The 11,582-nt window shown below is 67.5% G+C and carries 9 protein-coding genes; 6 read left to right on the forward strand and 3 right to left on the reverse strand.

Features of this window, described 5'->3' with window-relative positions; all coding sequences use genetic code 11:
* On the reverse strand, positions 1-4,129 hold a 4,129-nt coding region (locus VGV37_RS22070), incomplete at its 3' end, for a hypothetical protein (RefSeq protein ID WP_326881925.1).
* 204 nt (positions 4,130-4,333) lie between these two features.
* Between VGV37_RS22070 and VGV37_RS22075 the strand changes: the two genes are divergently transcribed.
* The 4 genes from VGV37_RS22075 to VGV37_RS22090 all read left to right on the forward strand — a co-directional run bounded on the left by VGV37_RS22075 (position 4,334) and on the right by VGV37_RS22090 (position 8,450).
* Positions 4,334-4,807, forward strand: coding sequence for a VOC family protein (locus tag VGV37_RS22075; RefSeq protein WP_326881926.1), 474 nt, complete (start codon positions 4,334-4,336; stop codon positions 4,805-4,807).
* A 106-nt stretch (positions 4,808-4,913) separates the two neighbouring features.
* On the forward strand, positions 4,914-6,542 hold the full coding sequence (locus tag VGV37_RS22080) for an EAL domain-containing protein (protein ID WP_326881927.1): 1,629 nt from the start codon (positions 4,914-4,916) through the stop codon (positions 6,540-6,542).
* A 73-nt stretch (positions 6,543-6,615) separates the two neighbouring features.
* The gene (locus VGV37_RS22085; RefSeq protein ID WP_326881928.1) at positions 6,616-7,467 is read left to right on the forward strand and encodes an alpha/beta hydrolase; all 852 of its coding nucleotides are present in this window, start codon (positions 6,616-6,618) and stop codon (positions 7,465-7,467) included.
* Positions 7,464-8,450 (forward strand): YheT family hydrolase, encoded by a 987-nt coding sequence (locus tag VGV37_RS22090; protein WP_326881929.1) that lies wholly within the window; start codon positions 7,464-7,466, stop codon positions 8,448-8,450. The genes VGV37_RS22085 and VGV37_RS22090 overlap by 4 nt, the downstream gene beginning before the upstream one ends.
* A gap of 3 nt (positions 8,451-8,453) precedes the next feature.
* Here VGV37_RS22090 and hemB read toward each other — a convergent pair whose 3' ends face one another.
* The gene (hemB, locus tag VGV37_RS22095) at positions 8,454-9,461 is read right to left on the reverse strand and encodes a porphobilinogen synthase (RefSeq protein ID WP_326881931.1); all 1,008 of its coding nucleotides are present in this window, start codon (positions 9,459-9,461) and stop codon (positions 8,454-8,456) included.
* 157 nt (positions 9,462-9,618) lie between these two features.
* On the opposite strand from hemB, the gene VGV37_RS22100 reads away from it, so the two are divergent.
* Both VGV37_RS22100 and VGV37_RS22105 read left to right on the forward strand, forming a co-directional pair.
* Complete coding sequence (locus VGV37_RS22100) at positions 9,619-10,710, forward strand: enoyl-CoA hydratase/isomerase family protein (RefSeq protein WP_326881932.1); 1,092 nt, start codon at positions 9,619-9,621, stop codon at positions 10,708-10,710.
* A gap of 98 nt (positions 10,711-10,808) precedes the next feature.
* On the forward strand, positions 10,809-11,294 hold the full coding sequence (locus VGV37_RS22105; protein ID WP_326881933.1) for a MarR family winged helix-turn-helix transcriptional regulator: 486 nt from the start codon (positions 10,809-10,811) through the stop codon (positions 11,292-11,294).
* 78 nt (positions 11,295-11,372) lie between these two features.
* Here the strand turns inward: VGV37_RS22105 and VGV37_RS22110 are convergent.
* Positions 11,373-11,582 (reverse strand): transposase (locus VGV37_RS22110; RefSeq protein WP_326881934.1); only part of this gene is annotated, 210 nt, incomplete at its 5' end.

An 11,582-nucleotide genomic window follows, 5' to 3' on the forward strand; every position in this document is an offset into this window, starting at 1 on the left:
GCGATCCGCCGGTCAGGGTCACCCCGCCGTCGATGCTGCCGCTGTTCGACAGCAGACCCGAACTCGTGAAGCTGCCGGCATCGATGAAGGTGCCGCTATTGCTGAACGTGCCGGTGCTGGTCAGCGTCCCGGCATTCGTGAGCGTCACGCCCGCCGCGATCGTGCTGGCACCGGTCAGGGTCCAGGACGCATCGCTATCGACGGCGATATTGCCGAAATTGAGGAAGTTCGAGCCGCCCAGGCCGCCGAGGCTGCCGCCGATGCCGGAAAGCTCCATCACGTTAGCGCCCGCGCCGCCATCGACGGCACCGCCGAACACGGCGCCCGGCCGCAGCACCAGCAGATCGTTGCCGGCGCCGAACAGCACCGCCGTACCGCCCTGCCCGGCGATCGTGCCCGAATTGATGAGCGTGTTGGCGTCGGTGCCGCCGAACTGGACGCCGATGCCGGTGCTGGCGATCGTACCGGCGTTGGTCACGAAACCGGCGGCGCCGCCGCTGTAGACGCCGATGTTCGGGCCTTGGATCAGGGCCGCCGTGCCGGTGTTCGCGACCGTGCCGCCGGCCAGCAGCAGGACGCCATATTGGCTCGTGCCGATGATGGTGCCCGCGTTCGTGACCATGGCCGCGGCGGCGGCCTTGAGACCGCCGCCGCCGGTGAGCGTGCCGGTGGCATCGTTCGTGACGGTGCCACCGGTCAGGATATTGACGGCCGCGTTCGTGCCGGTGATCCGGCCGGAATTCGAGAGGCTGCCGGCACCGCTCAGCGTCACCGTGCCGGTGATGCTGCCGGAATTGGTCAGCAGGCCCGCGTCGTAGAACGAGCCGGCGGATGTATCGATGCTGCCGCCGTTCGTGAAGGTGCCAAGATTGGCGAAGGTGCCGGCGTTGATGAGCGTCGTCCCAGCGGCGAGGGTATTGCCGCCCGCAGCACTCCACGCGCCGCCCGTATCGACGGCCACTTGGCCGAAGTTGATGAACCCGGTCCCGAGGCCGGTAATGGTGCCGCCGCCTGCTGCCAGTTCCAGCGTGTTGGTGCCGGCACCGCCATCGACCGCGCCGGTGAAACTGGCCCCGCTCATCAGCACCAGGCGGTCGTTGCCGCTGCCGAAGCGCACGGCCGTGCCGCCGTTGCCGATGATCGTGCCGCCGTTGACGATCGTCCCGTTCTGGCTGGCGGTGAAGAGGACGCCGACGCCGTTGGTGCCGACGATGGTGCCGAGATTGGTCAGCATGGGCGTGCTGCCGCTCAGCGCGTAGACGCCGTTCGCGCCGCTGATCAGGTTGCCCGCCTGATTCTGCAACACGCCTGAACCGGCGAGCGTGACGGTGGAGAGAATGGTGCCGGCGTTGGCGAGCGTGCCCAGGACGTCGAGCGTCCCGATCGAGTTCGACCCGGTCAGGGTCGCGGACGCCCCGCTGTCGACGGTCACCGTGCCGAAATTTGTCAGTTGGGCGGTAACGGCGCCGCCGGTGAATTCGGCGAGGTTGGTGCCGCCGCCGCCGTCGACCAGGCCGGTGAAGACGGCGCCCGACTGCAGCAGCAGGCTGTCGTTGCCGCCGCCGAACTGCACGGCCGTGCCGCTATTGCCGATGATCGTGCCGCTGTTGATCAGCGTGTTGTTGTAGGTCGTGCTGCCGCCGTCGGCGAAGCGCACGCCGATGCCGGCCGTGCCGGTGCCCGCGATCGTGCCGCTATTGCTGAGGTTGCCGCCGGCGCCAAGGTCGACGCCGATATTGGCGCCGATGATGCGGCCGCTATTGCCGACCGTGGCGAGCTTGTGGCTGGTGAGGACGCCATCCCCGACGCCGGAGATGGCGCCCGTGTTGATGAGCGTACCGGTATTGGCCAGGTAGAGGCCGGCGCCGGAACGACCGGAAATGGTGCCGTCGTTGGCGATGGTCGTGGCATTGGCGCTGTAGAGAGTAAGGATGCCGTAGCTGCCACCGATGGTGCCGCCGCTGCTGTTCGTGATGAAGCCGCCACCCTTCAGATAGATGCCATAGCCGGATTGGCTGTCGATCCGGCCGCTGTTGGAGATGATGACATTGGAGCCCGAGGTCGCCTGGACGGCGTGATACAGCGTTGCGCTGATCGTGCCGGTGTTCGACAGGCCGGTGGTCCCGGTCAGGACCACGCCCTTGTAGAGCGAGCCCGAATTCGACAAGTGACCGGCCCCGGTCAGGGTCACGCCGCCGGAGATCGAGCCGGCGTTGGTCAGCGAGCCGCTGCTGTAGAGCGTACCCTGGCTCGTGAGCGTCACACCTGAAGCGATGGTGTTGGCACCGGTCAGCGTCCAGTCGGATCCGTTGGAGATCGTCACCTGGCCGAAGTTCGTGAAGCTGGTGCCGAGCCCGGTCAGACTGCCGGTCCCGGTGCCGAGCACGAGCGTGTTGGTACCGAGGCCGCCATCGACCAGGCCGTCGAAAACGCCACCCGCCTGCAGCGTAAGCAGGTCGTTGCCGCTGCCGAACTGGACGGCCGCGGTGCTGCCGGAAATCGTGCCCGAATTGGTCAGCGTGTTGTTGAATGTGCCGGCGAAGTGCACGCCATAGCCGCCGGTGCCCGTAATGGTGCCCGTGTTCGAGATCCTGGCGGCGCCGGCGATGTCGATGCCGTCCTGCCCGCCGGTGATCCGGCCGCTGTTCGCGATGGTGACGGCATAGGCCGACGGCCCCGAGACGGCGTTGCCGGTGGCGGAAATCGTGCCGGCGTTGGTCAGTGTCCCACTGGTGAACAGCGTGCCCGCGCTGGTCAGCGTCACCCCGGCGGCGACGGTACTGTTGCCGCTCAGGGTCCAGCTGCCGCCACTGTCGAGGGCGACGGTGCCGAAGTTGGTGAAGCTGGTGCCGAGCCCGGCAAGCGTGCCGGCACCGGTTGCGAGTTCGATGACGTTGCTGCCGCTGCCGCCGTCGACCTTTCCGGTGAAGGTGGCGCCGTTCTGCAGGATCAGCCGGTCGTTGCCGCTGCCGAAACGCACGGCCGTGCCGCTGGTGCCGATGATGGTGCCGGCATTCGTGAGGGTGCTGGCGGCGGCACCGGAAAATCTGACACCGTAGCTGCCGGAGATCCTGCCGCCGGCACTGTTCGTGACGATGCCACCCACGGTCATGTCGACGCCCGTGCCGGTACCCTTGATGGTGCCGCTGTTGGTCACGGTGACGCCGGTCGCGCTGGCCACGACGCCATAGGTCGAGCCGATGATGGTGCCGGCATTCATGATGGTGCCGGCGCCACCGGTGCGGACGCCGATGTAGCCGGCCGTGATGGTGCCCGTATTCGCGTTCGTGACGGCGCCGCCCGATCTCAGGTAGACGCCCGTCCCGCTGCCCGCGGTGGTGGCCGTGATAGTGCCGGCATTACTGACCGTACCGGCGGCACCGCCGATATAGATGCCGGTCTGCTGGCTGGTGATCCGGCCGCCCGCCTGGTTGGTGACCCGGCCGCCCGCCGTCAGCTGGATGGCGTAGACGCCGTTGATGCTGCCGGCATTCACCACGGTGCCGGCGGCACCCTGGATGGAGATGGCGTGATAGCCGGTATTAAGGGGGTTCCTGTCGGTGAGGATGCTGCCGCCGTTGCTGTTCGTGACCGAGCCACCCGCGGACAACGTGACGCCGGTGTAATAGCCGTAGACGGTGCCGCTGTTGACCAGCAGGCCCGGGCCGCCGTTGATCTGCACGCCGGTCGAAAAGTTGCCGGCGATGCGGCCCTGATTGACGACGGTGCCCCCGGCCTCGAACAGGACGCCGACCGGCTGGATGCCTACGTTGTATTTGTTGGTGATCGTCCCGACATTGGTGAGCGTCCAGACCTGGGTCGCATCGCCGTAGATGCCGGTCGACCTGTTGCCGGCCTGCTGGTTCGTGTTCTGAACCGTGACGCCCGCGCCGAGGTAGAAAGTGTTGTAGCCCGGATAGTTCGTCAGGATGATGCCGCTGGTCGAAGAGCCCGGCAGGCCGAGCGTGTCGGCTCTGGCCGGTGTCGGGAGGGTGACCCCGACCGACGCCAGCACCGGCAGCGCCAGAAGTGCGACGCGCGCACAACTGCAGAGCAACCTTTCGGCGAGTTCGACGGGATGCCTGGGGACGAGCGCGGAAGCGGCGGGTAGCAGGGTGGCGGACGTCATGAGACTGCTCCGAAGGGCGGTCCCTCCATTTGTCGTCCCGACCGTTACTCATTCCTTAACAATCCGCTTCCGAGCAGTCTCATAATGCTCCGGAACGGCAGCAGTGGGCGGTTTGATGCCGATGCGCCTAGAATTTTCCACTCCATGTCGGATCCCGACCTCCCCGTTCGTCCTTAGGACAACGACAACGCCAGGAGTACACCCATGTCCAAGATCTCCCCCTGCCTGTGGTTCGATGGCCAAGCCGAAGAGGCGGCGAATTTCTATGTTTCGCTGCTGCCGGATTCGCGGATCGACCATGTCCAGAAGAACCGCTCCGATACGGCGGGCAAGGCCGGCACGGTGCTGATCATCGAGTTCACGCTCGCCGGCCAGCGGTTCCAGGCGCTCAACGGCGGCATGAAGGTCGAATATACCCACGCGCTCTCGCTGTCGGTCGATTGCGCGGACCAGGCCGAGGTCGACCGGCTGTGGGCGGCGCTTTCGGACGGCGGCAAGGAGGTGCAGTGCGGCTGGGTGACCGATCGCTACGGCGTCTCGTGGCAGATCGTGCCTTCCATCCTGCCGAAGCTGCTGGCCGACCCGGATGCGGCCAAGGCCGAGCGGGTGATGCGGGCGATGATGGGCATGGTCAAGCTGGACATCGCCGCCCTCGAAGCGGCGGCTGCCGCCGGCTAGCAGCCGCCGACGCCGTTCCATCGGGTCATAGGCGCGGGCTGACACAGTGTGGTAATAGTGGACTCGGGCCGCTTGCGGCGGCATTGAGCGAAGGACCTTGTGCGCAATGGCGGAAATCCGCGCTGACCGCGATCGTTTCGTAGCCTTCGCGTTCGCCGCGGCGGATCTCCTGATCGAACTGGACGCCAAGCGCCGCATCGTGTTCGCGACCGGGGCGGCGCAGAGCCTGATCGGGCTCGCCGCCGCCAAGCTCGCCGGCCGCCATTTCATGGACCTGTTCCCACCGTCCGACCAGGGCTTCGCCGGGCGCGTGCTCGACGGGCTGACGGAGGCGGAGCGGATCGAGCCGGTCGCCATCCCGCTGGCCCGACCCGATGGCGGCACCACGCGGGTCTGGCTGGGCGGCTGCCGGTTCGGCGGCGAGGGGTCCAACTACTTCCTCGCCATCTCCCACCTGATCACGCCGCTGTCGGATGCGGTCGAGGAGGCGCGCGATCCCGAGACCCGGCTGCTCGACGCCGAAGCCCTGCCCGACGTGCTGAAGCGCGTGTCGCAATCGACCGGCGACGGGCCGGTATCGCTCACCATGCTGCACCTCGACGGGCTCGAAGGGCTGCAGCAGCGCCTGACCGAGCAGCGGCGCAGCGAGCTGATGGGCGAGATCGGCGCCGTGCTGCGCCTGTCGTCGACCGGCGGCGACGCGGCAGCGCAGATTTCCGACAGCGGCTTCGCGCTCGTGCCGCGGCCGGGGCTCGATTCCGGCGCGATCGAGGCGGAGCTGGCGTCGATCACCGCGGCGGCGGCGCCCAACCGGCGGCCGTTGGCGGTGCGCAGCGCCCAGGTCGTGATCGAGGCGGCCGACCTCGAAGACAAGAACGCGGCCCAGGCGCTGGCCTATTGCGTCAAGAAATTCTCCCAGTCCGACGGGCGCGACTTCTCGCTGGCCTCGCTCGAAGAGGCGCTGGCCGGCATGGTCGACGAGACGCTGGACCGGGTCGCACAGATGCGCTCGACCGTGTCGAGCGGCGATTTCTCGCTGGTGTTCCAGCCGATCGTCGATCTGGAATCCGGCGGCGTGCATCATTTCGAGGTGCTGTCGCGCTTCGCGCCGGGCGAGAGCCCGTACGAGTTCATCGTGTTCAGCGAAGAGGTCGGCATGGCCGCCGAACTCGATCTTGCCGTGTGCGAGAAGGTGGTGAAGCTGATGACCGGCTCGCCGGCCGCCGCCCCGATCGCGGTCAACCTGTCGGGCAAGTCGATGGCCAGCCTGCCCTTCATGACCCGCCTGGCCCGCCTGCTGGCGGACGCGCCGATCGACCGCACCAAGCTGATGTTCGAGATCACCGAGTCGAGCGCCATCGACAACCTGGACCAGGCCGACACGTTCCTGCAGAGCCTGCGCGCGCTCGGCCACCGCATCTGCCTCGACGATTTTGGCGCCGGCTTCGGGGCCTATACCTACCTGCGCCGGTTCGAGATCGACTATGTCAAGCTCGACGGCCCGTTCCTGAAGAACGGCATGAACAACATGCGCGACCGGTCGCTGCTGCGCTCGATCGCGACAGTGTGCGAGGAACTGGGCGCCAAGACCATCGGCGAGATGATCGAGACCCGGGAAGAGGCTTATGCCGCCGCCGGCCTGGGCGTCAATTTCGGCCAGGGCTATTATTTCGGCCGTCCCTTGACCAGCCCGACCCTGCCGCCGATGCCCACGCCAGGCGCGATGGCGTTCTAGGATCGTGGAGAGTGGGCGCGGCGCCCTATATGATCTCACGGGATCCCCGAAGCCCAGCGCGAGAACCCACCTCATGATGTCGATGCGATCAGAGCGCCTGCCGTGCCTCGGCCCCCATGGTTTCTACCAGCTCGCCTACAGCCATTGGCCAGGTGTCAACGGCGGGCGCACCACGGTCTGCGTCCATGGCCTGACCCGCAACGGGCGCGATTTCGACGTGCTGGCCCGGCGCCTGGCCGTGCGCGGTCCCGTGGCGGCGCCCGACATGCCGGGGCGGGGGCGCAGCGCGTGGCTGGTCGACCCGATGGACTACAGCTATCCGGTCTATCTGGGCGCCGTGGCGGCGCTGATCGCGCGGCTGGGCGTGGACGAGGTCGATTACGTCGGCACCTCCATGGGCGGCATCATCGGCATGATGCTGGCCTGCCAGCCGGGTTCGCCAATCCGCCGGCTGGTCATCAACGACGTCGGCCCGTTCATCCCGGTCGCCGCCCTGCAGCGCATCGCCGACTATGTCGGGCTCGACCCGGAATTCGCCGACCTCGACCGGGTCGAACAATACCTGCGTGCGGTCCATGGCTCGTTCGGCGCGCTGACCGACGCGCAATGGCGCCATATGGCCGAGACCAGCCACCGGGTCCGCTCCGACGGCAGCCTGGGCCTGGGCTACGATCCGGCGATTGCCCGGGCGTTCAAGGCGGTGCCGCTCGCCGATGTCGATCTCTGGCCGTTCTACGACCGCATCCCATGCCCGACCCTGGTGATCCGCGGCGCCAGGTCCGACCTGCTGCTGGCCGAGACCGCCCGGGACATGACCCGGCGCGGCCCCAAGGCGGCGCTGTTCGAGGTGGCCGACGCCGGCCATGCCCCGGCACTGATGGAGGAAGCGCAACTCGCCCGCATCGAGGAATTCTTCGCCCGATGACGCTGCTCCAGTCCGACTTCGAGCCGTTCCGCCCGCGCTTTCCCTGGTACGGCCCCGACCTGCAGACCCTGCGCAACACGATCTTCCGCACGCCGGTTGACGTCAAAGGGGGCGAGCGGCTGGTGCTGCCCCTGGGCGACGGCACAGGCGACGCGCTCGCCGCCCGGCTCGACCGCCCGCCCGAGGGCCGGGGTGCGGGCAAGCCGCTCGCCGTCGTGGTCCATGGTCTGGGCGGCGACGAGCGCAGCACCTACATGATCCGCACGACGCGCCATATGCTCAGCCTGGGCTATCCAGTGCTGCGGCTCAGCCTGCGCGGCGCCGGGCCGTCGCGGCCATTGTCGGGCGGCCATTACCACGCCGGCCGCAGCGACGACCTGGCCGCGGCCCTCGCAGGCCTGCCGCCGGGCCTGACCGCCCGGGGCATCGTGCTGATCGGCTATTCACTGGGCGGCAACCTGGTGCTGAAATTCATGGGTGAGGGAGCCCATGGCCATGACGTGCGCGGCGCCGCCTCGGTCTCGGCGCCGATCGACCTCGCCGCCACCTCGCGGCGCATCCTCGAGCCGCGCAACAAGCTCTATCACCTGAAGATCCTGAAGACGATGAAGGACGAGACCCTGGCGCCCGGCGCGGCCCTGACCGAGGCCGAGCGCCTGGCGATCGAACAGGCGCGCACCGTGTTCGAGTTCGACGACGGCTTCGTGGCGCCGCGCAACGGCTATGCCGGCGCCGACGATTATTACGCGCACAATGCCGCGATCGGCTTCCTCGATCGTATCGACCGGCCGACCCTGGTCGTCCATGCGCTGAACGATCCCTGGATTCCGACCGAGAGCTACCGCACGGTCGATTGGGGCGCCTATGCCCATGTGTCGGCCTTGCTGCCCCGCGGCGGCGGCCACCTCGGTTTCCACGGCCGCGGCAGCGTCACCCCCTGGCACGACCGCGCGATCGGACGGTTCTTCGCCGGAGTGGTTTAGAGCCTATCCCGCCCTCAGGCGCTTCGCGGCCTCGATCGCGAAGTACGTCAGCACGCCGTCGGCGCCGGCGCGTTTGAAGCCGAGCAGGGATTCGAGTACGACGCGTTCGTCGAGCCAGCCATGGTCCATGGCACCGCGCAGCATCGCGTATTCGCCGCTCACCTGGTAGGCGTAGGTCGGCACGTGGAAATTGTCCTTCACACGCCGGATGATGTCGAGGTAGGGCAGGCCGGGCTTGACCATGACCATGTCGGCACCCTCGGCCAGGTCGAACGCGACCTCGCGCAGCGCTTCCTCCCCGTTGGCCGGGTCCATCTGGTAGCCGCGCTTGTCGAGCGGCCGGTTTGAGGCGCGTTTGGAGCCGATCGCCTCGCGGAACGGGCCGTAGAAGGCGGAGGCGTATTTGGCGGCATAGGACATCAGCCGCACATGCTCGAAGCCTGCGGCATCGAGCGCGTCGCGGATCGCGCCGATGCGGCCGTCCATCATGTCGGACGGGGCGATCACGTCGCAGCCGGCGCGCGCCTGGGTCAGCGACTGGCGAACCAGCGCCTCGACCGTCTCGTCGTTCAGCACCCGGTCCTCGACCACGATGCCGTCATGGCCGTGACTGGTATAGGGATCGAGCGCCACGTCGCACAGCACGCCCAGATCCGGCAGCTGCCGCTTCAACTCGCGCACCGCCTGGCAGATCAGGTTGTTCTCGTTCCACGCCTCGGCGCCATCGTCGGTCTTGAGGTTGGCCTCCGTCGCGGGGAACAGCGCGATGCAGGGGATGCCGAGGGCGGCTGCCTCGCCGGCGGCATCGATCAATTGCGTCACGGTCAGGCGCTCGACGCCGGGCATGGACGAGATCGGCTGGCGCGGACCGTCGCCCGGCTGCACGAATACGGGCCAGATCAGGTCGGCCGGGGTCACCACGTTCTCGGCGACCAGGCGGCGTGACCAGTCGTCATGGCGGTTGCGGCGCAGGCGGGTGCGGGGATAGGCCCCAAGGGAATACGACGACAAGGTGCCATCCGTTGACTGGTGCGATCTGGCGGTACGGTAGAACCTGGACGGCCGGATGACAATCGCGCGACGAGCACGGGAGCCGCGCCGGATTGAAGCATCGGCGGCTTCGACCTATGCTCGCGGCCATCCCGATATCCTGGAGCCTCGCCCGCAAATGACCAATTCCGCCCTGGAACCGATCCCCGACGAGGTGCTGGTCGAAACGCGCGGCCGCCTCGGCATCGTCACGCTCAACCGGCCGAAGGCGCTGAATGCGCTCAGCCTGGGTATGATCCGGGCGACGGACCGGGCGTTGATCGCGTTCGCCGGCGACGAGGCGGTCGATGCGGTCGTGATCCGCGGGGCCGGCGAAAAGGCGTTCTGCGCCGGCGGCGACGTGCGGGCGCTGGTGACCGCGCCGGAGGGTGTCGACAAAGCCCGGCTCGCCCGCGATTTCTTCGCTGAGGAATATCGGCTGAACCTGCGCATCCACGATTATCCGAAGCCGTTCGTGGCGCTGATCGACGGCGTCACCATGGGTGGCGGCTGCGGCCTGTCGCTGCACAGCCGCCATGTGGTCGCGACCGAGCGCACCATGGTCGCCATGCCCGAGACGGTGCTGGGCCTGTTCCCCGACGTCGGCGCCACTTGGTTTCTCAACCGGTGCCCGGGCGAGATCGGTCTGTGCCTGGGCCTCACCGGGCGCCGGCTGAAGGCGGCGGACCTGAAGGCGATCGGGCTCGCCAGCCATGTCGTGCCGTCACCCGGCATCGATGCACTGGTCGGCGCGCTCGCTGGCAAACCTCAGCTCGATCACGAGACGGTCCGGCGCGTGCTCGATACTCACGGCCAGGACGCGGGCCCCAGCGCGTTGCTGGGCGATCGTGTTGCCATCGACCGGATCTTCGCGGGCGATAGCCTGGAGGCGATCATCGCAGCACTCTCGGCCGAAACGGCGCCCTGGGCAGCGGAGGCACTGCACACGATCCAGCGCGCCTCGCCGACCAGCCTGCGGGTCACGTTCCGCCAGTTGCGCCAGGGCCGGGCGCTTGGGCCCGACGTCGCGGCCATGCTGCGCATCGAATATCGCCTGGCCGTGCGCTCGGTCGGCGGCAGCGACTTCCCGGAAGGGGTGCGCGCCATCCTGGTCGACAAGGACAACAAGCCGGCCTGGCGGCCGGCGCGGCTGGATCAGGTCGATGCGGCATGGGTCGAGCAATTCTTCGCGCCGTTTCAAAATCCGGCCGACGAGCTCACGTTTCCTTGATCGATCTCTTGGCTCGATAAAGCGAGGACCGAATTAAGTGAAATTTAACCCGGGTTGCGTTTGATAAGGTTAACGAATTATCCGGGCAGCAGGCAGGCATGAAAGAGTCCTATTTGAACCTGATCGCGCTGGTCGAGCGCTTGCATCGCCAGTTCCTGGAACTGGTGCGCACGGAGCTCGACAGCCTCGGTGTGCAGGACATCAACAACGTTCAGGCGTTGATCCTGTTCAACATCGGATCGGCGGAGCTGACGGTCGGCGAATTGACGCTGCGCGGCTGCTATCTCGGATCCAACGTGTCCTATAACGTCAAGAAGATGGTCGAGAACGACTATCTGATCCAGGAACGCTCGCCGCATGATCGGCGCTCGATCCGGGTGCGCCTGACGCCAAAGGGCCTGGACCTGTGCGCCAAGCTCGATGCGATGCACGATCGCCACATCGCCAGCCTGGCCAGCACGCCGGTCGACGAGGCGACGATCGAGGGCACGAACGCGGCGCTGAAGCGGGTCGACCGCTTCTGGACCCAGATCGTCGATCGCGGCGTCCGGATCATGCCGCGGGTCTCGCCGACCGCCGCCTGATCGAATTCACCTCGGAATGAAAGAACGGGGCCGGATCGACCGGCCCCGTTTTCGTTGCTGACTTAGAGCGTGTTCGTTTTAAATTGAAGCGTAACCTGAGTTGGCGAGATAGGCAGCGCACTCGGATGGCGAGAAACAGTCGAGCAGCTTGCCGATGCGCTGCCAAGTAGCTTGGATGGTCCGCTCGCCGGCCTTGCGCAGCAAGGTCTTGAGCTTGGCAAAGACCTGCTCGATCGGGTTGAGGTCGGGGCTGTAGGGCGGCAGGAACAGGAGCTTAGCGCCGGCTTG

Origin of the sequence: Aliidongia sp. (assembly GCF_035943795.1) — a bacterium.
Lineage (GTDB): Bacteria > Pseudomonadota > Alphaproteobacteria > ATCC43930 > CGMCC-115725 > Aliidongia.

What these genes read in the sequence shown, in the direction of transcription:
- VGV37_RS22105 (WP_326881933.1), top strand. Translation starts at nt 10,809, where the DNA reads ATGAAAGAGTCCTATTTGAACCTGATCGCGCTGGTCGAGCGCTTGCAT.
- VGV37_RS22080 (WP_326881927.1), top strand. Translation starts at nt 4,914, where the DNA reads ATGGCGGAAATCCGCGCTGACCGCGATCGTTTCGTAGCCTTCGCGTTC.
- VGV37_RS22100 (WP_326881932.1), top strand. Translation starts at nt 9,619, where the DNA reads ATGACCAATTCCGCCCTGGAACCGATCCCCGACGAGGTGCTGGTCGAA.
- VGV37_RS22090 (WP_326881929.1), top strand. Translation starts at nt 7,464, where the DNA reads ATGACGCTGCTCCAGTCCGACTTCGAGCCGTTCCGCCCGCGCTTTCCC.
- VGV37_RS22075 (WP_326881926.1), top strand. Translation starts at nt 4,334, where the DNA reads ATGTCCAAGATCTCCCCCTGCCTGTGGTTCGATGGCCAAGCCGAAGAG.
- VGV37_RS22085 (WP_326881928.1), top strand. Translation starts at nt 6,616, where the DNA reads ATGATGTCGATGCGATCAGAGCGCCTGCCGTGCCTCGGCCCCCATGGT.